The sequence below is a fragment of the Chitinophaga sp. CF118 genome (genome assembly GCF_900112615.1).
Classification (GTDB): domain Bacteria; phylum Bacteroidota; class Bacteroidia; order Chitinophagales; family Chitinophagaceae; genus Chitinophaga.
On record NZ_FOMK01000006.1, the window covers coordinates 73,272 to 98,168 of the forward strand.

Below are 24,897 nucleotides of genomic sequence, written 5' to 3' on the forward strand. Positions count from 1 at the left end.
CGTGGCATTCTATAAGTCATGAATATACATTTGTTTGAGAAACTTCAAAATGATGGGTTAGTTTCCCCCACTTCTACAGAGAAGGTACGTTTAATTTCAGCGAATAAGTTGTTTTCCCTTCACTGGGAACTAAAAACAATACTCTACCTCGGAGTATTGCTGCTGAGCGGAGGGTTGGGGATTCTTATCTACAAGAATATTGACACAATCGGTCATCAGGCAATATTAGCGCTGATAGCACTGATAAGTGCCGGCTGCTTTGCATATTGCTATCGTAAAAAGTTGCCTTTCTCCTGGAATAAGGTACTTGCACCCAATGGCTTTTTTGATTATGTGCTGTTACTGGGATGTTTAACCTTTCTCACATTCTTAGCCTATTTGCAGGTACAGTACAATGTATTCGGTACGCGTTATGGTGCCGCTACATTTATCCCGATGCTGGTATTGCTTTTCTGTGCTTACTTCTTTGATCATCTGGGCATCCTGAGTATGGCTATCACAAACTTTGCCGCCTGGCTTGGACTAACGGTAACGCCTTTACAGCTTTTTCAGTCAAATGATTTTTTTGTTACCGGACGGCTTATTAATACAGGCGTTTTCATTGGAGCATTACTTGTCTTCATTGCCTATATGGGCGACCGTAAGAATTTAAAAAAACACTTTGCATTTACATACAGCAACTTCGGTGTACATATTTTCATGATTGCCTGTCTTGCAGGATTAATGGGTGATGGATTTGGGAACCGGTACGGGGATGAAAATGGATACGGTTACCTGGGATGGTTCCTGTTAATGGCTGCTGTTACTGTGTTCTGTTACATGCAGGCAATGAAGAAACGCTCTTTTTATTTCCTGCTCATCGTTGCACTGTATGGTTATATAGGATTAAGTTATATGGTGGTAAGAGGCTTGGTAGCCATTGATAGTATGGGCGCATTCTATCTTGGAATGCTTTATTTCATAGTCTCTGGTATTGGTGCTGTGGTATTCCTCGTAAACATTAACAAAAGAATTAAGAAAGCATGATTTCCTATAATAGTAAAACGCTGGATAACATTGAGGTAATTGAAGCTGCAGAAAAAGCGCTACATAAAAAGTGTATCACAGCAGAAGAATATCAGCAGATCAAAACGGCTTATCCTGTAGATCTTTATACCCCTAATCCTTATGTGCGGATCGGACTTTTTATACTGACAGTGATTATTGTGTTCTTTTCTTTTGGTCTTTTCTGCCTGTTAACAATGAACGGTGGAGAAAAGGCGATTGGAGTACTGACATTCATTTTCGGATTGGGCTGTTATGCTGCCATTGAGTATATGGTACATGAAAAGAAACACCATAAATCAGGAGTTGATACTGCTCTGATGTGGATGAGCGGATCAGCTATTATTACAGCAGTTTTTATAATAACGGATATGCATATGCCACCATCGTTGATGTGTTTACTGGTATTGTTACCAGCCACGTTTTTCGTGCTGCGTTTTGCGGATGTGCTGATGAGTGTTGTAGCTTTCCTCTCTTTCCTGGCACTGTTATATTGTATACTCATCTCTGCAGGATGGATGATCATTCCTTTCACGATGATGGGAGCTTCATTCGCCGTATACCTGGCAGCTGTGCAACTGGCAAAGGTGCAAACTTACAGGCATTATTTAAGTTGTCTGCAAATGTTGCAGATCGTTTCCCTTATCACCCTTTACCTGGCAGGAAACTATTTTGTAGTAAGAGAGGTTAGCAATGAGATGTTTAATCTTTACCTGCTGACCGGAGAGAGTATTCCCGGGGGATGGATCTTCTGGATCTTCACCATCATATTGCCACCCCTATACATATTTGCGGGCATCCGTAAAAAGGACAGGATTCTGATCCGGACCGGGTTATTCCTTATAGCGGGAATTGTATTTACGATCCGTGCCTATCATAGTGTGGCACCCATAGAAGTAGCAATGACATTAGGCGGTATCGTCCTGATTGCTGTGGCATATGGCATTACAAAATTACTGCAGCCATCCCGTAAAGGATTTACATCGGAACAGACAGATGATGATGTAACAGATGCTATACAGCTTGAATCATTGATTATCGCACAATCCTTTCATCAGGGAGGAACACAGGGAGACCATTTCGATTTTGGTGGAGGTTCCGGCAGTGGTGGTGGAGCAAGTGGTACATACTAGCTATACTATAAACAATTTGTATGATAAGAAAGGGCATTTTCTGTTAAGAGAGTGCCCTTTCTCTATTTATAACTCATTCAATAAGAGTAGGTTAAGGGTCATCCTTCGTTCATCCTTCGTTTTTAAACGGAGGATGAACGAAGGATGATCGAATCTCTACCGGATCTTTTCCGGCTTTTTACCGCATCTGTATTGGATCTACGGAATAACTCAGGAATAACCCGGCAATAACTCCGGAATAACGCAAATATGTAAACCCACATTATCCCTGGAAAATGCAGTCACATTAAAATAATTTAGTATATTGCATGATGTTTGTAGCAATCTGAAGCCTCTGAACTTATACTTTTATTAAAGGGACAATATTGAAAATCACCTATATATCCTTAATCAACATATAGCTCTATGAAAAAAATCCTTTTTCCGCTTTTGGTATGCGGCCTTTTTGCATGCTCAAAAAAAGACAATGAGAACTCCCCGTCCACACAGCCGGAAGCTGTCACAGAAATTACAACTTATTTATCAGGGGTAGACTCCTTAAGCCAGTTTGGAATAGCACTTAAAAAGACCACTATCAGCGCTACAGATGCTGCTGGAGGATTAACCGTATTTGCTACCGGCGATGAAGCAATCGGGACCTACGATATAGGTGCAAAAACAATGGGAAGTGATCTCCCGGACAGCGTTGTGAAAAGTCATATCGTAAAGGGTGTGATCAAAGCTTCTGACCTGACGGATGGTAAAATACTTATTGCTCTCAGTGGTAAAGAACTGAAAGTGAAAGTAGTTGACGGCCATATCTATATCAATGGAGTGCTGATTCTATTTGCCGATGGTAAGGCTGGAAAGCAGATAGTGCATATCATTGCTAAATTGCTCACTACCAGTCCGGGTAAAGCCAACATTACTGTGTATGATGCTACTAAATGGAATACAGAGCATCGCAGTGGTGTGCTGCTTGCTGGTGCTACAGTAAACCTTTATCTTACCAGCCTGGAATATCAGAATCATACTCCTCATTATACAGCTACTACCGATGACAATGGTATTGCACATTTTACTGGTATTACACCTGCCAGTTATTTCGCCGTTGTAACAAAAGGAAATCTGTCCAACATCTGGCCTGATGCAAACGGTAATACTTATGTAACCACAGATACACTTTTCCAGTCGACAGCAGAAATAAGCAATGCACCGATGCAATTAGGCGCTGTACCCGGTGATTTCCGCTTTACTGATTTAAACCAGGATGGTATTGTTAATGCTAATGATAAAGGAACTGCACCTATTCGTGAGATTACTATCGCCTACGGTGAAACGACTACGCAGAAAATACTGATTGGTTATGAAGTAAACCACGTGATGGCTACTATCAAAACCGTTGATGAGGCGCAAACAGCGTTAATCAATGCTGCGAAAACAATAGGTGCTCAGCAGAAACTGCTCATTATGATGGACGGTATGCTGAGTGATGAGGCAGATTGTAACGGCTTCCCTAACTGGTGTACTTTTGATCAGTTTACCTTTGGAGCTTCTGATAATACCATTGCCAATATATGGAAGGCCGAATATTCAGCCATCCAGCAGGTGAACAGGATTATCCTGAGTCTTTCTACCATGACAGGCGATACTACAAATATAGCCGCACAGGCAAGAGCTTTACGTGCTTATGCATACCTGGAACTGGCTACCTATTTCGGCGGAGTGCCTGTCAATACGGAATTGAGTATGTCTCCCAATATAAGCCGCAGCACACTTGCTGATACTTACCAATTCATAAAGAAGGAGCTTAATATTGCATTACCCGCTTTGCCGGCTAAAGTTAATTCCGGTGATTACCGCCCTATGACTTCAGGTGCTGCTAAAGTGTTCCTGGCCAGAATAGCATTGGCTGGTAAGGATTTCGTAACAGCAAAATCATATGCAGATGCAATTATTCAGAGCGGTAATTATTCCCTGATAGATTCTATCCGGATCTATGAAGATCCCGCGAATACGGAGGTATTATGGGATCTTTCTTACAGCCTTTCCGGCGACTTCTTACAGTATTTCTATCGTGGAACGATGATTGTGAACTTCTGTCCGGCAGCACGTTATGCAGAGGCATACCTGATCCGTGCAGAAGCAGATATTGAATTAGGTAATCTGGGTAGCGCTGTTGAGTTCATCAACATGCTCCGTATCAGAGCAGGAAGGTCAACTGTGGGTGTGTCCACTGCAGATGATGCAAGAGCAGAATTGAAGATTGCATATGGAATTGAATTCTATAGAGAAGGATTCCGCTTTGCAAACCTGGTGCGTTGGAATTTAGCTTCGCAGATACTTAGTAACTATGGTTACAAAGAGTATAGCAAAGCGCTTCCAATCCCGCAGACAATTATTGAAAACTATCCTAACATAGGCCAGAATGTAGGATATTAATAAACTGATTATAAATAAAAAAGAGAGGCTGGATCAAATGACCCAGCCTCTCTTTTTTATTTATAATCAGTTTATAACTGGCTTAATGGTACCATCGCATTTACATCCGGATTCCACACTTTTAGTTTCAGGCAGGCAACAATTGCAGAAGGAGCCAGTCTTGTTGTTTTAGCCTGTTGTAATTCAGGTATGGCCTCCATAACCTCCGGCAGGCGGTAAAAAGGAATACGTGAATTCAGGTGATGAATATGATGATAACCGATGTTTCCGGTTACCCAGTTCCAGAAAGGATTCATTAACATGTAACTGGAAGAAGCCATAGCCGCATTCTCGTGACACCAGCCTTCTTTCTCCCTGAAGGTTACTCCGGGAAAATTATGTTGTGCATAAAAAAGATAAGCGCCGATAGCGCAAGCTAAGAAGAAGGGTAGTACCATTAGCAACAGGCAGCTTACCCATCCCATATAAATAAATATAAGAGTACCTGCGGCAAAGTGGAATAAGATTGCCAGCAGGGAATCAAAATGGCGTGAAGGGCTGCTCAAAAATGAGCGGGAACACATGCCCACCAGGAACATGCTGGTGTATCCGAATAAGATAGTTAACGGATGGCGTTGTACCAGGTAAGCACGTCGTTCAGCTTCAGAAGATTCCAGGAATTTCTGTTTGGTCATAATCGGGTAGGAGCCGATACTTGCAGTGAACAGCTTAGAATTATGGGCATGGTGATGATCATGAGAACGTTTCCAGATACTTGCCGGAGCGAGAATGAAAACACCGAATACCGAAAAAAGGATGTTGGCAATTTTTGATTTGTAAAGGATCGTGTGGTGCTGGTAATCATGATAGATCACAAACATCCTCACCATTACCAGTCCGCAGAGCACACTGCATAGTATGCGGACAGGCAGAAATGGAATGAATGCTACAGATGCAAAGAGACCGATGAGGATGGCAGCTGTTGAAAGCGTATAATACCAGCTCTTCCACGGTGTTTCTTTGGCAAATGGTTTGGTAGCCAGAATCAGTTGTTTTCCTTTAAGCATTGTAGGTGTAAGTATATATTTAGTGTTGTGTCTTTATTTTTTTGCATTTTCCGGACGTGTATGTTTCCATCTTCTGTGACTCCACAGCCAGTATTCGGGTTGTGCACAAATATCAGTTTCAAGCGCCTTTGTGTGTGCAGCGGAAATTTCACCATCAGCAGTTTTAGCGGGTTCTTCAAAAAGTGTTCTGGCCGAAATCTCATAATATCCTCTTTTTACCCGTTGTACTTTGGCATATACTACCGGGTAGTTCAGCTTGCGGGCTATTTTTTCTGTTCCCCAGAAAACAGGTGTGTCCTGGTTCAGGAAGTTAGTCCAGAAAGCAGTGGCAGGTGCGGGTGTCTGATCAGCAATAAAAGCGGTGGCGCTCAGCTCGCTTTTATTTTGTACCATATCGCGGAAAGTATCTTTCATGGGAATGAGCCCGGTGCCAAAACGGCTGCGCATTCTGTAGATCAGTCCGTCGAAGTGTTTGTTAGACAACGGGTGATATACCACATACAGATGATGTTTGCATTCCAGGCTGAATGTATTTCCTGCCCATTCCCAGTTACCGTAATGCCCCATCACTATCATAATGCTCTTATTCTCAGAGGCATAACGGTCAAAAACTTCCCGTGCCTCTGGAGTCAGTTTGCAACGTTTGATAGCAGATGCTTTTGAAATAGTCAGTGTTTTGAATGTTTCCAGCAGCAAATCGCAGAAATATCTGTAAAAACGACGGCTGATTGCCCTGATCTCTTTTTCTGATTTTTCAGGAAACGCATTACGCAAATTCTGCATAACTACCTTCTTACGGTAACCCGTAACGTAGTATAGCAGTACGAACATGAAATCACATACCCCATAAAATATTGGAAATGGTAGTAAGGAAATCAGATAGATAAATGGCAAAACGAAAAAATACATTGACATATTCGCCACAAAATACGATATATTAAAATTTAAAAAAATGTATTTTAGTTGTATAACAACAGTTTAACACATAAACAATAACGCTAAAATTACAGTATACCCCTACGGGGGCCTTTATTTGGGTAAAAGAGATGATATTTTGTTGTAATTCGTCATTTTTCTCCGTAGTATCACCCCCGAAATCCATTAGACTGATGAAGAGGTTTTTATCATTATGTATTGTGCTGTTAGGAACAACGGAGCTGGTTGCACAATCTTTTGTAATAAATGGGCATATAACCGGTAGCCGGCAGAAATATATTTACCTCTCTTATGAGGGCCATAAGGACAGTTCAAAAATAGAAAATGGCCAGTTTCGGCTGAAAGGAAGTATCTCTGAACCGGCAAACGCAATACTCCATTTTACCCCATTTCCCACTGATGAAGAATATCAGTTAACAAGAGAATTCATGCTGGAACCTTCCGTGATTGAGATCTCTGTTAAAGGAGGAAATCTGCGGTTAGCTGTCATAAAAGGATCTGTATCACAAGCAGAATCCGAAAGCCTGGATAACATGAGGGTGCAGGTAAAAAAGGAAACGGAACGGCTTTCAATAAAATATGATAAAGCCGAAAATGCCTGGGGAAAGGCCGTTGATGCTCAGCAAAGTGAACGCGTGCAGGACTCCCTGAAAGCAATTGTATCAGCTATACATGATCAGTTGAGTTCTTATGACAATGCGATTCAGCAACATACGCTAAACTTTATATCCACACATCCGGATTCTTATATCAGCGGTTTAGAGTTGAGTTTATTTGTACGAATACTTCCGCTGGATACCTTACGGAAAATGTATCTGCAATTAACACCCCGCATAAAAGAGAGTTTTGCCGGTAAAGAAATATCCAAAGAAATCCATGTGATGACTGCCGCATCACCGGGTAGTGAAGCGACCGATTTTGCAACAGTTGATATTAACAATAAACCGTTGCAATTATCTTCATTCAGAGGCAGTGTGGTATTATTAGACTTCTGGGCCAGCTGGTGCGTACCATGCAGGGTAAGTAATCCTCATCTCATCGCCCTGTTTAATAAATATAAAAGCAAAGGATTTACTATCATCGGCATAGCGGATGATAACAGGAATCCTCAGGCATGGCGTACTGCTGTTGAGCAGGATCATATAGGAATCTGGTATCACGTGCTTCGTGGATCTGATTTGGTAAATCAGTTGAAAGGACTTCCTAGTGAAGAAGATATCGGTCATAAGTTTGCGATCTACTCATTGCCCGTTAAAATTCTGATAGATAAGAACGGAGTGATCATTGGCAGATATGGATCTGAAGATGAAGCCGCGCTGGAAAAGAAACTGGAAGAAATATTATAGATCATAATAGCTTGCAATTCCCCGTTTTTCTCCGTATTATTATCACCATGTTGAAACGTTCTTTGATGGCAGTAGTCTGCCTTGTCATATGTCTTTATGCCAATGCGCAAAAAACATCTAATAGTCCGGAGAAAGAGAAATGGTTCATGGATCTGGGCCTGGGTATGTTCATCCACTGGAGTGTGGACGTACAGGTGGGAGCGGTGATCAGTCATTCTATGGCTGGCGCTTCCGATGATTATCTCAAACGCTTCACGGAAGAACTGCCCAAAACATTCAATCCACACAAATTTAATCCGGACGACTGGGCCGTACTGGCAAAACTGGCTGGTATGAAATACGTGGTATTCACGGCAAAACACCATGCCGGATTCTGTATGTGGGATACCAAAACCACGGAATTCAATATCATGAATACCCCTTTTAAAAAGGATGCCACAAGGGCTATCTTCGATGCCTTCCGTAAACAGGGTATTGCTATTGGGGTGTATTATTCTCCTGAAGACTTCTACTATTTATACAAACATCATATTCCAATTGGCAGAATGCAGCATCCTCAGCATTTTCCTGAAAAGAATCCCGGCCTCATGGCATATGATAAATCACAGATTAAAGAATTACTCACCAACTACGGTAAGATAGATTTTATCTTCTTTGACGGACCGGCAGAAGGATTAAAAGAATACGCCTGGCAGTTACAACCGGAGATCGTGGTAACCCGGGGCGCCATGAATACACCTGAACAGGAACTTCCGGATTCCATTTTACCAGGCCCCTGGGAAGCATGCTTCACCATGGGAACCGACTGGCAATACAAACCTACTAACGACCCTCAGAAGTCAGGTACGGAAATGATTAATATGCTGATAGAAACCCGTGCAAAAGGTGGTAACCTGCTGTTGAATGTAGGTCCCAAACCAGATGGAGAAATCCAGATAGAACAGGAAGCATTACTGCGTGAACTTGCCTTGTGGAACCTTGCAAATGGCGAATCTGTAAGTGGCGTAAGGCCCTGGAATATTGCACATGAAGGAAATGTATGGTTCACCCGTGGCAAAGATACCAGCACCGTATATGCTTTTGTTCCCGGTGGAAAAGACTGGAAATACGGAGAAAGGAAAGACCTTGTACTAAGAACCTTGCAGGGCAATGAACATACTAAAGTATCTATACTTGGATATGGTAGTGAACTGGTAGAATATAAAGAAGGATTTGATGCCGGTATTTATTCGCAGTCCACACCAGTGGGATTATTAATCAGTGCTGTAAACGGGCAACGTTTTTATACTGACAGGAAGTGGCCTAACCCAGTGGTGATTAAGATTGAGAATGTGAAGTATAAACCTGCTATCAGTAATTATAAACAGAGTACGATTGATGGTGCAAAATAGCCTGTTATGACATACTTTTGCATGACAAATACTATCTTATGAAAAACAATACGTCCTTTTTTCAACTCTACCTGCGTATAGCCCTGGCAGCGAGTTACCTTTGTGCAGGACTCGACCGCTTCGGTGTTTGGGGCCCTAATGGAGCTTCCCGCGTAACCTGGGGCGACTGGAAGCATTTCATGGTGTATGCCAATAAAGTGATATTCTTTTTACCTGAAGGCCTTGCAGAGATCTTTGCGGCAGTGGCCTCAGGAAGTGAAATTATTTTTGGTGTTCTTCTTATCATTGGCCTCTGGACCCGCTGGGCTGCAATAGGCAGCGGCATACTCACCTTGTTATTCGCATTGTGTATGACATTTGCATTTGGTATACAAGCACCCCTGAACTATTCAGTGTTTACAGCAAGCGCCGGGAGCTTTTTACTGTCAACTATTCCTGTGTACAAATGGAGCCTGGATAGTTTTTTGAATAAGAAGTCTCAAAAATAAATCAGGGGGCTGAGAATTATAAGAACAACTATATATATCTATAAAATCAGGCTGTATTGGACTTATGATACAGCCTGATTCTGATTAACCCAGTTAACAGTAATATAACTTTACGTCTCAACATTTATACTCAATTTGCAGACTTCCTTTGCCAAATAGATCACTGTTGCAAATTTTTGTATTAATGAGTGTAATCTCACAACTGAATAATGGAGACGAAAAGGTGTTCAAACAAACCTATGATTTGTTGCACCGCAAAGTATTCCGCTTTTTTCTTAAAAGGAATGATTCTCATGATACTGCAAAGGAGCTGACACAAAGGACTTTTATTAAGCTCTGGCAATACAAACATACCCTGAAAGAAGAGTTTTCTCTGGAAACACAGCTGTTTACGATCGCCAATTCTGTTCTGGTGGATCATTTCCGGAGGGAAACCCATCAGAATAATATGCAGGCAACACTGATCGTACAAATGCGGGATAACCAGACTATCGCGCATCCCATGCAGGAGTTTGAACAGGTAAACTATCTCAATGCCGCTATCGCAAATCTCCCACCGGTACGGAAAAAAGTAATTGAACTCAGGTTAGTACATGGCTTTACAAACAAAGAAATAGCTCATCATCTGTCTATTCAGGTGAAGACTGTGGAAGATCATATTACAAAAGCATTACGCCATGTGAGATCAATTGGTATTATCTAAATGTTAACAGCAGGGGGTACACGACTGCTCATACGTACCCATTTTGATATTATTATATTAACACTAAATGTAAGACCTAACATTGCGACAGGACGACTTAAAAGATGATTGGGATAAGGCTGATGCTGAAACACCACTACCTGCTAATTTAAGTGAAGGGATGTACCGTCAGATTGAAGCAGAACTGTTTAATAAAAAGAAGCGCCTGACCTTAAGAAAGAGTTTGTGGTCTGCCGTTGCTGCGACTGTATTATTGTTTATAACAATAGGCATATTTAAAAGGAATAATAGTAAACCTGCGATGATTGCGTCATTGCCAAAGAGAACGAAAAATCTTGTGCAATGGGAAGAGAAACGTAATGATACTAATACAAAGGAAATAATCACCTTGCCGGACGGTACTGTAGTTCAATTATTTAAACACAGCGCCATTCGTTTTAAGCAACCCTTTGTACAGTTGAAACGGGAAATTGTTCTGGAAGGACATGCTTCTTTTAATGTTTCTAAGAATCAGAAAAACCCTTTTGTGGTGTATGCCGGACCAACAGCCACAACGGTATTAGGAACATCTTTTAATGTAGCACAGAATGCAGGTGATATAACAGTAAAATTGTATAGCGGAAAAGTAATGGTAAAACCTGCCGGGCAGCCGTCCGCCAATTGGAAAAAAGCTATCTATCTTTCTCCCGGTCAGCAAATGAAATACAATGTGGAAAAGGGTGTGGTAGCAGTGACTGTATTTAAAACAGATACTATACAACATATAGAATCAATGACCTTTAGTAATTCGCCCATTCAACTTGTACTTGATTCATTGGCTGCTAAATACCATGTGCAGATTTTATATGATGCCAGGGAACTGGATAAAATCTATTTTACAGGAACTATCCAGCCTACAGATTCACTCATGGAAATATTACAGTCGATGGGGAATATGAATAAACTGGCAATAGCGGAACAAAATAACACAATCATTATTAAAGGTCCTCAACATTAATGTATATGATAAAATATATTCTTCTTGTTTCGTTAATAGTTACTTCGGCTGCTTCTGCACAACAAAAAATAGATGTACAGGCACATCGTGGTGGTCGTGCTTTAATGCCGGAAAACACGATTCCTGCAATGATCCATGCCATTGATCTGGGTGTGAGAACACTGGAGCTGGATTGTGTGATTTCTTCAGATAATAAGGTTGTAGTATCACATGATGTGTATATGTCGTCCGGCTTTATGCGTACGCCTGACAGCAAGGATATTGATAAAAAGAATGAGAAGAGTTATGCCATTTATAAAATGACTTACGATAGTGTTCGTAAATATGATGCAGGTACAAAACCTCATGCGGAGTTTCCTGATCAGAAAAAAATAAAAACATACAGACCACTGTTGTCTGAGCTGATTGACAGTGTGGAAGCATATGTTAAGTTGCATCATCTGAAACCGGTGTATTATAATATGGAAACGAAATGTTCTCCGGAGGGCGATGGTGTTTTTCATCCCAAACCGGATGTGTTTTCTGCACTGGTAATGGAGGTGATCAACAAAAAACATATTGCTGAGAGAGTGATTATTCAATCGTTCGACATCAGAACGTTGCAAATCATTCACAAAGATTTTCCTAAACAAAAAACAGCATTGCTGATCTACAATGAAGAAGGTTTGGATGCTAACATAAAAACACTGGGATTTACACCTGATATCTATAGTCCTTATTTTGCTGTGGTTACACCTGAGCTGGTAAAAGAAGCACACGGAAAGAAAGTGGCTGTTTTACCGTGGACGGTAAATGAGGTACGCGATATGGAGAAAATGATCTCCTATGGTGTAGATGGCATTATTACTGATTGTCCTGACAAACTGGTTGCCGTTGCCGGCAGTTATCAAAAGAAATAGCTATCTAACCTATGACAACCCTGGTCGTCCGAGTCATTTGACTTTGACGGCCTTTTTTTTGTATTATTGTTCCCATTATGGTAACAGCAGAAATTGTGGGGCACCTGGGAAGTATATTTCCTGCCGGGCGTATCAAAAGCCGCCTTTTAGATCTTGTTTCTTATGCTGCAGATGCGGGTTTTTATCATATGGTCCCGAAGGCTGTAGTGCAGCCAGCCAATATAGAAGAAGTCAGGGCGTTATTTGCTTTATGCAGGCAGCTGAATATTCCGCTTACTTTCAGGGCCGGAGGAAGCAGTTTGTCAGGGCAGGCTATTACAGATGGTATCCTTGCCGATCTGAGCCAACATTGGCGGAAAGTACAGCCATTGGATCATGGAGCCACGGTAAAGGTGCAGCCTGGTGTTACAGGCAGTGTGGTGAATTATACGTTGAAAAGTCATAACGTAAAAATAGGACCAGATCCCGCTTCTATCAATACCGCCATGATGGGAGGAATCCTTTCCAACAACGCCAGCGGAATGTGCTGTGGCGTAAAACTGAATTCCTATCATACCCTCAGATCATTACATTTTATACTGCCCGACGGGAAGGAATATAATACCGCTATACCGAAAGACTATACCCGGTTTGAGGCCGAATCTGCCGCTCTGGCCGCAGGATTGAAAACCTTGCGGGGTCAGGTACATCACAATACCACTTTGTACGATCGCATCCGTAAGAAATACCTTACTAAAAACACCGTTGGTTATTCATTAAATGCTTTTGTAGACTATACACATCCGCTGGACATCTTTGCCCACCTGATGATAGGTGCAGAAGGTACACTGGGATTCATTGCAGAAGCAGTAATGGATACGGTGCCCGATTACCCGGCAAAGGCTACCACTATCCTGTTCTTTAAGAATATGAAGGATGCCTGTGATGCTATTGTGCCATTGAGAGATTCTGGTGCTGAGATGATAGAACTGATGGACAGAGCCTCTTTACGGTCTATTGAAACCATCAAAGGTATTCCCTCTATCATAGAATTTTTACCGGAACCAGCAGCTGCTTTGCTGGTAGAGTACCAGGATGTGGATGAGCAGAAGGTGGCACAAAAGATTCTTGCTTTTGAACAGATCCCTTTATCCCTGCTTACACCGGCTACATTTACTATAGATACGTATACCCGTGAACTTTACTGGAAAATAAGGAAAGGAATGTTCCCTTCTGTGGGCGCTGTGCGTGCCAAAGGCACTACGGTGGTGCTGGAAGATGTTGCTTTCCCGGTAGAGCAACTAGCCGCTGCCTTGTCGGACCTGCAAGCGTTGTTCATCAAATATGAATACCTGAATGCAATCATTTTCGGTCATGCAAAAGACGGCAATATCCATTTTGTGGTTACACAATCTTTCAATACCGAAATGGAAATTGAACGTTACCGGCTGTTTATGGATGAAGTGGTTTCACTAGTAGTCAACAAATACGATGGTGCCCTGAAAGCTGAGCATGGTACCGGACGTAATATGGCGCCATTTGTAGAAGTGGAGTGGGGAGCAGAAGCCTATCAGATTATGCGGCAACTGAAAGAACTGGTAGATCCGCAGCAGATTCTAAACCCCGGCGTGATCATTAACGATGATAAACTGGCTCATATTAAACACCTGAAGTCATTGCCCGAAGTAGAGGAAGAAGTGGATAAATGTATTGAATGCGGATTCTGTGAACATAAATGTCCGAGCCGTGATCTTACCATGACACCTCGCAGAAGAATCGTAGCGAGACGCGCTCTGGCAAACTTTAAAAAGGATAATAACACTGCTGATTATAAAACATTGCTGCATCAATATCAGTACGACGGGTTAGATACCTGTGCTGTAGATGGCCTTTGTGCTACTGAGTGCCCGGTGAACATTAATACCGGCGACCTCGTAAAGCGATTAAGAAAAGAGAATCATTCAGCCTTTGCAAATAAAGTAGCAAAACAGGCTGCCATGCATTTCAATACAGTGGAAAGTGTGGTGAAGTTGTTGTTGAGATCCGGAGTACTTGTGAACAAAGTGTTTGGTAAGCAGGCAATGACAAAATTAACAGGCTTCTTAAAGAAGGTGGTACCATCTTTCCCACTGTGGATGGCGGAACAAACCGGGCCTATTCGGATCAGAAAGACTATCGTTCCCCAGCCCTCCTTCATTTATTTTGCCACTTGTATCACCCGAAGTATGGGGAGCAGTATGGAAGGTAAAAAGAGTATGATTGACAGTCTTCTGACTGTAGCACAGCGTGCGGGTATCAACATACAGATCCCTGTGAATATTCATGGTCATTGCTGCGGACAGCCCTTTTCTTCCAAAGGATTTGCCGATGCAGCTGCTTATACAAAGAACAAAATAATTGAGTGGCTATGGCAGGAAACGCAGCAGGGGCAACTGCCGGTGATCCTGGACATGAGCTCCTGTACTTATACTTTGCTGGAATGCCGGCCTTACCTGAACGAAACCAACAAAGCCCGTTTTGATAAGCTGATTATTCTTGATACTGTTGATTTCTTAAATGATCATGTAGTTCCTTCTTTGCCTATTAAAGTGAAGAAAAATACGGTGGCTCTGCATCCCGTTTGTTCATTAACGAAGATGAAGAATGCCTATAAACTTACCAATATCGCCAAAGCATGTGCAGAGAATGTAAATGTTCCTGTGTATGCAGGATGCTGTGGAATGGCGGGCGACAGGGGCTTTTTATTCCCGGAACTGGTGAAATCTGCTACCGGACAGGAAGCCGAAGAAGTGTTGCAGAATGAGAAGCAAGGATATTATTCCAGCTCCAAAACCTGCGAAATGGCATTGGCGGATGTAACGAAGAAGAATTATGAATCTATTGTATACCTGGTAGAAGAATGTAGCTGATTATTGTAAAAAGGACGCAAATTCTTCCCGGCAGGATCTAAAGATTACACTACCTTTGCGGTTTATTTTAGAAATATGACTTTTGAAGAATTAAACCTGAGTAAGCCTTTATTGAATGCTTTGAATGATAAGGGGTATGCCATACCGACTACCATTCAGGAGAAGGTTTTCTCTGTAGTAATGTCCGGCAGGGATGTATGTGGTATCGCCCAAACAGGCACTGGTAAGACTTTTGCCTATCTGCTTCCCTGTTTGCGGCTGTTCAGGTTTTCGAAAGACAGGTACGCCCAGATCCTGATCGTTGTACCTACCCGCGAACTGGTAGCGCAGGTGGTGGAAGCAGTGAAAACACTAACCAGCTATATGAGTGTGGAAGTGGCCGGATTTTACGGCGGTGTGAACATGAACCCTCAGATGGTAACTGCAGAAGGTAAGCTGGATGTGGTAGTAGCCACCCCCGGCCGCCTGGTAGACCTGATTATGAGCGGGGCTTTAAAGATGAAAGCTCTCAAAAGGCTGATCATTGACGAGGTGGATGAAATGCTGAACCTGGGTTTCCGTGCCCAGTTGAACATGATCCTGGATCTTTTACCTCCTAAAAGGCAGAATCTGTTGTTTTCTGCCACAATCACCGAAGAGGTAGAAAAGCTGATTGCCACTTACTTTAACGACCCTGTAACGATAGAAGCCGCCCCTGTAGGTACTCCATTAAAGAATATCAGGCAGATAGGATACAACGTTCCCAACTTCTATACGAAAGTGAACCTGCTGGAACTGCTGCTTACCGAAAACGCAGAGATGTCCAGGGTGTTGGTATTCGTGGCCACAAAGGAAATGGCCAACGAATTATATGAACATATTTCTACCAGGTTCCCGGATAAAGTGGGTGTAATGCATTCCAATAAGGAGCAGAATCACCGTTTTAATACTGTTAAGCAATTCAAGGAAGGGAATTATCGCTTCATCATTGCTACCGATATCATTGCCCGCGGGTTGGATATTGCAGAAGTAACACATGTGATCAATTTCGATACTCCTGAAGTCCCTGAGAACTACCTGCACCGTATTGGTAGAACCGGTAGGGCTGATAAAGACGGGGTATCGCTGGTTTTTGTAACTGAAAAGGAAAAGGAATTCCAGGAAAAGATTGAGGGATTGATGAACTACCAGATTCCAATGGAACCTTTACCAGAGAACCTGGTAATCTCTGATGTGCTTACAGACGACGAAATGCCACAGGTGAAAATGAAAACTTACCTGATTGCATTACCACCCAAGGAATTATCTGGTCCTGCTTTTCATGAGAAGTCTGCCAAGAACAGTAAAGTAAACAGGAAGGTTTCCCATGCAGATAAGATGATGAAAAAGTATGGTAAACCTAAGAAGAGAGGAGCAAAGGATAAGAATAAAAAGAAACGGTAAACACTACTTATATTTTTTGCAAGTGTTGTATAAAAACAAATGACCTGTCGCTTTGACAGGTCATTTGTTTTTCAGGAATTTTAAGCCACAAGTTTAGTTTCAGATAGGTGTTAACTCCATAATGTTTTGTCCATACATGGGTAAAGGTTATAGTTTTGTGCTATTAAGTTCGGGGAGTCTTGGAGGAGACTTGCTAGTAAGTAGCACCTTTGATAGGTGATTGATAGGTCTTTGATAGGTGTTTGGTAGGTGTTTGGTAGGTCATGACCTATCAAACACCTACCAAACACCTATCAAAGACTTACCAAACCTGCAAGACTCCAGCAACTTACTCCGAAGTTTCTCCGAACTCTCCCCAGTCGCTCCCAATTAGAAATAAAGGGATTAATGCTTCCGTAACTCCAGAATAATCATTTAGTAGTTACCCGGACAGAAGATTAGAAGTGGTGGCGTATATGGAAATCTAGGATAGAATTGAGGAGAAGTTTTTATTGCTGTTTATTTCCTTTGAAAGTTTCCCGATGTAATCATAGACTTTATTAAAAAAGAATGGCCCCATACTGATCCTTTTTACCCCCAGCGATTCTAACTCTTCAAAATCTGGCAGGTCGGGCATACACATTACGTTAATGGGAAGATGAGTGGCTTTCACCACCTCTTTAATATCATTCCTGTTGGTAATACAGGGAACAAAAATCCCGTCAGCGCCGGAGTCCTGATAGCTTTTAATCCGGGTAAGTGTTTCGGGAAGAGCTGTGGGCATACCAAGAAGGAATCCATCAGTCCTGATGTTTATAAAAATATCTAAATTATTCCGGCTGATGTGATTTGCCACTGCGGAAAGGATTTTTTGAAATTCAGCAACTGATTGTAATTGACGTGTAGCGTCGGGAATAGTATCTTCCAGGTTTATTCCCACTACACCCGCATCATGTAATTTTTCTATGTTTCTGGTAATGCCGTCAATCGTCCGGCTATATCCTCCTTCTATATCAACCGAAAAAGGTATACGTACTACATCCACAACGTTTTTAGCTAATTGAAGGAGGGTTTCAAACGGCAGCTTTTCTCCATCTTCATAACCAAAGGAATTTGCCAGTGCCTGGCTCGATGTGGCAATTGCTTTAAAACCATTGGCTTCAAACATTCTTGCACTATTTACATCCCATATATTTCCTAACAGGAGAGGTGTTGCACTTTGATGCAGTTGTGAAAATGTTTCAAAAGAACTCATACAATAGAAGTTTATAGTTTGCTTAATAATTAACTTTTAGCAAAGCTATTACAGCAATAAACTTTTAAATTGTACAAATCGGAACACTTTTATTTATTGGAGAAAGGCCTGGTTAACAGGGAATCTGTTTTCCAGATAGGCCGAAGGAGTGACGCCGGTAAATGATTTAAAATCTCTTATAAAATGTGACTGGTCAAAATAACCGCACTCATAAGCAATGGAAGTGAAAGGCTGTTCATTTTTAGCAATGAGCCTGAGACTAAGCTGAAACCGGTTTATTTTATTGAATGATTTGGGAGAAAGGCCTGTATGCTGATAAATTATTTTTTGCAGATAACGGCTGGTAATACCATAGGTTGATGCAATATTACTAATGTTATTTTCTGCGGAATCTGTTTTTATACTGGTTAAAATGCTGGCGACTTTGTCAATTTTGAAAGATCTTTTTTCGCTGCGTACCAGCCTTTTTAATAAAAAGCTTTCTATAAGTTCTATTCTTTTGCTCAGTTTTGTTGTTTCCAGAAGTTGTGAATGTAAAACCTTTACCGGTTTACCAATTATATCTGAAAGATCGGAAACCTGGTTGTTAAACACTCCAATTTCATCGTTTAAAAAATATGCCGCTGAATGGGTGAAAAATCTAATGCCGAGCATGGTATGCCTGCCTTTTGATTTTATTGCCAGCGGTTTTGTAATCTGCCCCCATAATTCTATCTGAGGAGTTCTGAGGAATTTATTTTCAGCAGATGATTCCCATGTACCTTCTCCTAGATTAAAAATCACTTCCATATCGCCACTAGGGAATACGGTATCTTCAAATTCAATGTCTGAATCTGACTCAAAGATATAATAATGCTTTACGTAAGGCTTTAAGATATCAGATGGAGGGAAGTGTTTAAATTCCATATTGTGAAATTATGAAATTCTGCTGGTTTATCTTCCCTAATAAGATCATGGTAAGTATACCATATTCTCAATTTTACTATGGCCAGGTGTTCTCTCCTTTTTTCATCTTATCCATTATTTCCTTATAAATGTCCTGATCACTTTCAGGAGAAAGTATTAATGCCTTTTCCTGCCATTTCAGGGCCTCTTCTTTTTTGCCAAGTTTGTAAAGGATATTCGCATAAGCGCTCATCGTAACAGAGTTCTTTTCCATCTCTACTACCTGCTGCATCCAAGCAAGTGCCTGGTTGAGCATAACTGTATCATTAGTACCAGTAAATACTTTTGTTGCCATGCTGCTTATTTTAGCAGGAGAGAAGCTATTACCTCCTTTTTTCAGATAGTCTGTCAGGTTATCAGTCATAGGTTTCCAGTCGTGACTCTTTTTAGCATCTGCTTCCTGTTCCAGGATGACCAGGAACTGTTTGCGGTTAGGGTCGGGGATGGAAGAAGTATCTGCATCTTTTAGTCCCAGTGCAGGGATGAGCCTTTTACTGCGTTCCTGTGGAATAAAGGGAGCATGGATTTTACGGAGTATGTTCAGCGGAACTTTGATAATTTCACGGTCGTAAGTCATGAGTCCGTTTTCTTCTATTTCCACATCGTAAGGTTCTGTGTAAATGGAACCGGAGAGCCCTTCTGTTTCATATACTTTCAGCCGTTTTACCATACCAGCGTATTTACCGTTCATTTCTGAAGGGGTGATCTTTACATATCCCCAGCCAGCAGGAGCATTCCACTGGTGGCCTTTTACGGGCACACCCACACCGCCCCATTCGCCCAGCACGCGGGCTTTACCTGGTAAGGCTGGCGCAGTACCCGGGCCCGGGTAATCATGAATATCTGTAAGGTCGCTGTTGGCCCACTTCTCAGCAGGGTTCTGCGGACCGTCTGTACCATAGTTTTCGCCGGTATGTCCGTTGATCAGTCGCGAGTGATCCATTTTATGTAATGCTTCCGTTAAGCGGGGCTGATCGTAGCTATACCATCCTTCATTAAATAGTACCCAGCAGATAATTGAAGGGTAGTTGAATAACTGGCGGATATTAGCTTCATTTTCTGTTTCAAATTCTTTTTTAGCTTCAGGTTCCAGATTGGCGCAGGTTACCATATCCTGCCATACCAGCATCCCCAGTTTATCAGCATGATAATACCATCTTGCAGGTTCTATTTTAATGTGTTTGCGGATGGTGTTAAAGCCCATGCTTTTGATGGCAGCGATATCGAATTGTAAAGCAGCATCAGTAGGAGCGGTGTAGATCCCATCGGGCCAGAAGCCCTGATCCAGTACGCCCAGGTTGTAGGTATATTTATCATTCAGGAAGATACGTTCCTGTCCTTTAATGTCTTTTTTGATTGCAATCTTGCGCATCCCAAAGTAAGAGGTCACCTGATCTATAGTAGTGCCTTTTTTTATGAGATGGATGGAGAGGTCGTAGAGGAAAGGATCTTCCGGATTCCAGAGATGTGCATTGCGAATAGGTAGTTTGAGTCCTTCATTAGCAGCACCCTTTACACTACCAGCCATTTTTCCGTTTGCATTAGCTACAGCTTCTATGGAGTAGTCATCTGCATTGCCTGTGATATGAACTTTCAGACAGAGGTAGCCACCATCTACTTCCGGTACCATTTCCAGGGAGGAGATGTATACCGGCGGAACTATTTCCAGCCATACCGTTTGCCAGATGCCTGTGGTTGCTGTATACCGGATACCCTGGGGAGCCAGTACCTGTTTACCATGAGGGTTAGGGCCTTTGTCCGTAGGGTCGTATACGTTTACAACCAGTTCGTTATCTCCATTTTCTAGCAGGTCTGTAATGTCGAAAGAGAAGTTCTGGTATCCACCAGTATGGCTGCCGGCTTTCTTACCGTTTATATAAACAGTGGTTTGCCAGTCTACTGCCCCAAAGTGGAGTAGTACCCGTTTGTTGGTGTCTGGTTTTGTGAAGGTCCGTTTGTACCAGAGGCGCTGGGTAGGCAGTACCGGTTTTTTAACGCCGGATAATGCTGATTCGATAGGAAAAGGAACCAGGATTTGTCCATCGAATTGTGTGGGCTGTGCGGCATCTTTGTCTGTGATGGCGTATTGCCAGAGGCCGTTCAGGTTTTGCCATTCATTACGTACCAGCTGTGGGCGGGGATATTCTGGCAGCACTTTGTCCGGATTCACATCTTTTGCCCAGCGGGTTTGTAATGGCGTAGGCTGCATTTGCCAGGTCGATTGGGCTTGCAGGTGAGGCAGACAGCTACAAAACATGGAAACAAAGAGCGGAAATAGTTTTACATAACGCTTCATGGAATGTGCCGGTGGTTTTTAATTCTGACGAATATAACGGCCGGGGGCTGTAGTACGTTCGCAGTCAGGTACAATTTTAATTTATTAGGATTTTATTGCAGAAGTACGCGAAAGGTAACATACTCATAAAAACATAAGGTGGCCAGACTAAGGAATGTCCATTTTAGCACAGGAAAGTGTCCATATATGAACAGGTTTTAGCATGATGAAATGGTGCAGTCCGCCATAGCCGGACATTTCTTTATATGGCATTTGTTTTGAACATAGGGAGCGTAATAACATCAGCCATGATCAAAAATTATCTTAAGGTCGCATGGAGAAGCCTTGCCAGGAATAAGATTTATTCCCTGATTAATATCACCGGTTTAACAGTAGGTATTACCTGTTGCATCCTGATCACATTATATGTAAAAGATGAATTATCATACGATCGTTATAATCAACATTATAATGAAACTTACCGGGTAGTGCAGGCTTTCCGGAGTGCTAAAAATGTAAAGGAATTAGCTCCGCCTGCGCCGGAAGAATACCAGGTATGGGGCTGCGCCCCACTGGCTGCTGCAATGAAAGCTGATTTCCCGGAAGTGACCAAAATAGCACAGTTTACAAGTCCCAGTACATACCTGCTCCAGTACAAGGATAAACACTTCCAGGAAAACGGTATCGTATTTGCCGATCCTTCGATGTTTGACATCTTTAGCTGGAAGATGATATATGGAGATAAGACTACAGCCTTAAAAGGAGTGAATTCTATCGTACTCACCAAAAGTATTGCTGAAAAATATTTTGGGAACAGCAATCCTGTAGGCCAGATGCTAAAGGTGGATGACGATAAATCGATCATGGTGACCGGCGTAATGGAAGATGTTCCTGCCAATTCTCATTTTACGTTTAATGGCATGATTTCCATGAGTACTTTCAGAAAAATAAGACCTGAGATCTTTGACTCCTGGGGATATGTTGATTTCTATACTTACTTTACTGTAGCTGAACATACAGATATAAAAGCGATGCAGGCAAAGGCCGATGCATTCGTACAACGTCATCATCCTGATAACATTGAGAATAGTTATGCTATTGCTTTTGAGCCCTTAAAGAATGCGTATCTGCATTCAACCGCAAAAAGGCAGCCGGGTGTAACAGGCAGTTTATCTAATGTGTATATCTTCTCTCTGGTAGCCGTTTTCATTCTGTTCATTGCCTGTATCAATTTCATCAATCTCTCTACTGCGCGTTCTATGGAAAGGGCAAAGGAGATCGGAGTGCGTAAAGCAGTAGGAGCATACCAGGGAGGGCTGATGTTCCAGTACCTGACAGAGTCTGTATTGATTGCCTTCCTAGCTACTGTACTGGGAGTGGTATTAGCGGTTTGTTTATTGCCGGTTGTGCGTGAGATGTCAGGTAAGCCCTTACCTTTTGCTGCAGTGATATCCTGGAAGATGCTGTTGGCATACCTTTTAGCACCTGTATTAGTGGGTATTCCGGCGGGTATTTATCCTGCCTGGGTATTAGCCCGGTTTAAACCAGCGCTTGTGTTAAAGGGCAAGTTTCATTCGTCCGGTAAAGGAATACAATTGAGACAAGGGTTGGTGGTATTCCAGTTTAGCTTATCCATTGCATTGATTGCCTGTACTGCTATTGTATTTTCACAACTGAATCATCTCAGGTCTCACGATCTTGGTTTTCGCCAGGACCAGATGCTGGTAATAGACTATGGTGGCGATAACAATATCAATAAAAATATTGAAGCAGTAAAGGCTACACTGGCGCGTAATCCAGCCGTAACATCTATTTCAGCTTCAAGAACAGTACCTGGAGATTTCCTGCCCAATGGAACAACAATGATCGAATCGTCGAATGGAGACAAATTATCATTTGATCCCGGCCTTTATGAAATAGATGCAGATTTTTTACCTGCTTACGAGATTAAGATGGCAGCCGGCAGGGCTTATTCCAAAAGTTTTTCCACAGATTCAACGCAGGCGATCATCATTAATGAAGCGGCTGCAAAAATGTATGGATATGCTAATCCCGCGGATGTTGTTGGTAAACCTTTTGATCAATGGGGGCGTAAAGGAACGGTGATAGGTGTAACAAAAGATTTTAATTATCAGTCGCTCCATAACAAAGTAGAACCGCTCACAATAAGAATAGCAAATTTTTACTCGTTCAATAAACTATCCCTGCGTGTAAAATCTGAGCATTTATCAAAAACGATTGCTGAACTGGGAAATTCCTGGGCAACAATAGCACCAACCCGGCCTTTCCTGTATAGTTTCATGGATAAGTCGTTTAACGAGCAATACCAGAAGGATTTACGCTTTGGAGAGATCTTTATGACCTTTGGTTGTCTCACTATATTTATTGCCTGTATGGGCCTGTTTGGTCTGGCTACTTATTCAACAGAGAAGAGATTAAAGGAGATAGGTATCAGGAAGATCCTGGGTGCATCTGTTGCCAATATTGTAAGCTTATTATCCGGTGATTTTGTAAAGCTGGTATTGGTAGCAATCGTTATTGCCACACCATTTGCCTGGTGGGGAATGAACCATTGGCTGAACGACTTTGCATACCGGGTAGCTATTCAATGGTGGATCTTTGGCATAGCAGGATTGATGGCAGTAGTTATTGCACTGCTGACAGTAGGGTTCCTGGCTTTAAAAGCCGCTATAGGCAATCCGGTAAAATCATTAAGAGCAGAGTAAAATAAAAATTGCTCAATAATAAGCAAGAGGGTATATCAGGCTTTGATATACCCTCTTGCTATGTATAAACCGGAAAAATTTCTACATTTGCCGGTAGACACACTATGTTTTTATGCAAACCATTATCCTGATAACCTTTTTTACCTTTATTGTACTCCGGTTGATTACTATTGTTATTTCTGCTATCAATGAGAAAAAACTGAAAAAACATGGAGCTGTTGAATATGGCAAAGCGAATTCTACTTTTCTGATCGTTGCGCATTTTGCTTACTATTTTTCCTGTGTATTTGAAGGTACGCAACGGGGAGCTTTCTTCTATGACACAATCAGTTATGCCGGATTAGGGATTTACGTTTTTGCTGTGCTGGTATTGTATTATGTTATTTATGCCATCCGTCATGTATGGACCGTAAAGCTGATTATTGCCCCATCATCAATGCATACTATTAATAAGTCTCCCTTATTCAGGTATGTGAAACATCCTAATTACTTTCTGAATATTATTCCTGAACTGATCGGTATCGCTTTGTTCTTCCATGCCTGGATTACACTGGTAGTGGGGATGATCATCTACCTGATTCCTTTGATTACCAGGATAAGACAGGAAGAAGCTATAATGAAAGAGAAATTTGCTGATTATTAACGATTAGCGATAACGTTCCCCATATATTTATCAATGACTTTGGCAGGTAGCAGTATTATGTCGTAACCTCAAAGAAAATTCTTCTGAGATAGCACGTTATGCAGAGAACCGGGAATGTTCTGTGCCTTTACAACTACAAAATGTATGCGGTATAACAAAACTAACAGGTTGATTTCCTGGCTCATATGCAGAATTGTAGATCTTTTGTAGTGAACATTTTATTTTAGGATGTAGTGCATTTGTAGTAGATGATTATTCGCAATATTAATTTTCAGTACCTATTTTTGAAGGATATATATGAAGATATGGATATATACTAATCCATGAAATTTTTTGTATAGGGACAAAACAATAGAACAG

Annotated in this window: 18 protein-coding genes and 1 pseudogene; 14 read left to right on the forward strand and 5 right to left on the reverse strand. The window is 41.8% G+C overall.

Annotated elements, in window-relative coordinates; translation table 11 throughout:
- Positions 1-18: 18 nt before the first annotated feature.
- From BM176_RS22475 to BM176_RS22485, 3 genes are all read left to right on the forward strand, one after another.
- Positions 19-1,026 (forward strand): DUF2157 domain-containing protein, encoded by a 1,008-nt coding sequence (locus tag BM176_RS22475; protein WP_090106588.1) that lies wholly within the window; start codon positions 19-21, stop codon positions 1,024-1,026.
- Complete coding sequence (locus BM176_RS22480) at positions 1,023-2,177, forward strand: hypothetical protein (RefSeq protein WP_090106589.1); 1,155 nt, start codon at positions 1,023-1,025, stop codon at positions 2,175-2,177. The genes BM176_RS22475 and BM176_RS22480 overlap by 4 nt, the downstream gene beginning before the upstream one ends.
- Positions 2,178-2,582: 405 nt before the next feature.
- Complete coding sequence (locus tag BM176_RS22485; RefSeq protein ID WP_090106590.1) at positions 2,583-4,598, forward strand: RagB/SusD family nutrient uptake outer membrane protein; 2,016 nt, start codon at positions 2,583-2,585, stop codon at positions 4,596-4,598.
- Positions 4,599-4,669: 71 nt separating this feature from the next.
- On the opposite strand, the gene BM176_RS22490 is transcribed toward BM176_RS22485, so the two are convergent.
- On the reverse strand, positions 4,670-5,644 hold the full coding sequence (locus tag BM176_RS22490) for a fatty acid desaturase family protein (RefSeq protein WP_090106591.1): 975 nt from the start codon (positions 5,642-5,644) through the stop codon (positions 4,670-4,672).
- Positions 5,645-5,677: 33 nt separating this feature from the next.
- Complete coding sequence (locus BM176_RS22495; RefSeq protein ID WP_369823752.1) at positions 5,678-6,613, reverse strand: lysophospholipid acyltransferase family protein; 936 nt, start codon at positions 6,611-6,613, stop codon at positions 5,678-5,680.
- Positions 6,614-6,753: 140 nt separating this feature from the next.
- Between BM176_RS22495 and BM176_RS33155 the strand changes: the two are divergent.
- The 9 genes and pseudogenes from BM176_RS33155 to BM176_RS22535 form a co-directional block, all read left to right on the forward strand.
- Positions 6,754-7,080 (forward strand): annotated as a pseudogene (locus BM176_RS33155) (DUF4369 domain-containing protein); the annotation flags it as partial.
- Positions 7,081-7,113: 33 nt separating this feature from the next.
- On the forward strand, positions 7,114-7,926 hold the full coding sequence (locus BM176_RS22500) for a TlpA family protein disulfide reductase (protein ID WP_369823753.1): 813 nt from the start codon (positions 7,114-7,116) through the stop codon (positions 7,924-7,926).
- A gap of 65 nt (positions 7,927-7,991) precedes the next feature.
- Entirely contained in the window at positions 7,992-9,317 is a 1,326-nt protein-coding gene (locus BM176_RS22505; protein ID WP_255373575.1) for an alpha-L-fucosidase, read from the forward strand.
- 38 nt (positions 9,318-9,355) lie between these two features.
- Positions 9,356-9,805, forward strand: coding sequence for a DoxX family protein (locus tag BM176_RS22510; protein WP_090106595.1), 450 nt, complete (start codon positions 9,356-9,358; stop codon positions 9,803-9,805).
- 184 nt (positions 9,806-9,989) lie between these two features.
- Positions 9,990-10,508, forward strand: coding sequence for an RNA polymerase sigma factor (locus BM176_RS22515; protein WP_090106596.1), 519 nt, complete (start codon positions 9,990-9,992; stop codon positions 10,506-10,508).
- An 82-nt stretch (positions 10,509-10,590) separates the two neighbouring features.
- The gene (locus BM176_RS22520) at positions 10,591-11,505 is read left to right on the forward strand and encodes a FecR family protein (protein ID WP_090106597.1); all 915 of its coding nucleotides are present in this window, start codon (positions 10,591-10,593) and stop codon (positions 11,503-11,505) included.
- A gap of 5 nt (positions 11,506-11,510) precedes the next feature.
- A complete protein-coding gene (locus BM176_RS22525) occupies positions 11,511-12,404 on the forward strand; it encodes a glycerophosphodiester phosphodiesterase family protein (protein ID WP_090106750.1) in 894 nt (297 codons plus the stop codon).
- Positions 12,405-12,481: 77 nt separating this feature from the next.
- The gene (locus BM176_RS22530; RefSeq protein ID WP_090106598.1) at positions 12,482-15,292 is read left to right on the forward strand and encodes an FAD-binding and (Fe-S)-binding domain-containing protein; all 2,811 of its coding nucleotides are present in this window, start codon (positions 12,482-12,484) and stop codon (positions 15,290-15,292) included.
- Positions 15,293-15,367: 75 nt separating this feature from the next.
- Positions 15,368-16,714, forward strand: coding sequence for a DEAD/DEAH box helicase (locus BM176_RS22535; protein WP_090106599.1), 1,347 nt, complete (start codon positions 15,368-15,370; stop codon positions 16,712-16,714).
- Positions 16,715-17,177: 463 nt separating this feature from the next.
- On the opposite strand, the gene BM176_RS22540 is transcribed toward BM176_RS22535, so the two are convergent.
- The 3 genes from BM176_RS22540 to BM176_RS22550 form a co-directional block, all read right to left on the reverse strand.
- Positions 17,178-17,948, reverse strand: a complete 771-nt coding sequence (locus BM176_RS22540) for an isocitrate lyase/PEP mutase family protein (protein ID WP_090106600.1) — start codon at positions 17,946-17,948, stop codon at positions 17,178-17,180.
- Between the two features lie 93 nt (positions 17,949-18,041).
- A complete protein-coding gene (locus BM176_RS22545) occupies positions 18,042-18,854 on the reverse strand; it encodes a helix-turn-helix transcriptional regulator (RefSeq protein ID WP_090106601.1) in 813 nt (270 codons plus the stop codon).
- Positions 18,855-18,930: 76 nt separating this feature from the next.
- A complete protein-coding gene (locus BM176_RS22550) occupies positions 18,931-21,189 on the reverse strand; it encodes a glycosyl hydrolase 2 galactose-binding domain-containing protein (protein ID WP_090106602.1) in 2,259 nt (752 codons plus the stop codon).
- 287 nt (positions 21,190-21,476) lie between these two features.
- On the opposite strand from BM176_RS22550, the gene BM176_RS22555 reads away from it, so the two are divergent.
- Positions 21,477-23,894, forward strand: a complete 2,418-nt coding sequence (locus tag BM176_RS22555; RefSeq protein WP_090106751.1) for an ABC transporter permease — start codon at positions 21,477-21,479, stop codon at positions 23,892-23,894.
- Positions 23,895-24,006: 112 nt separating this feature from the next.
- The gene (locus BM176_RS22560) at positions 24,007-24,537 is read left to right on the forward strand and encodes an isoprenylcysteine carboxyl methyltransferase family protein (RefSeq protein WP_090106603.1); all 531 of its coding nucleotides are present in this window, start codon (positions 24,007-24,009) and stop codon (positions 24,535-24,537) included.
- The last annotated feature ends 360 nt before the right edge of the window (positions 24,538-24,897 follow it).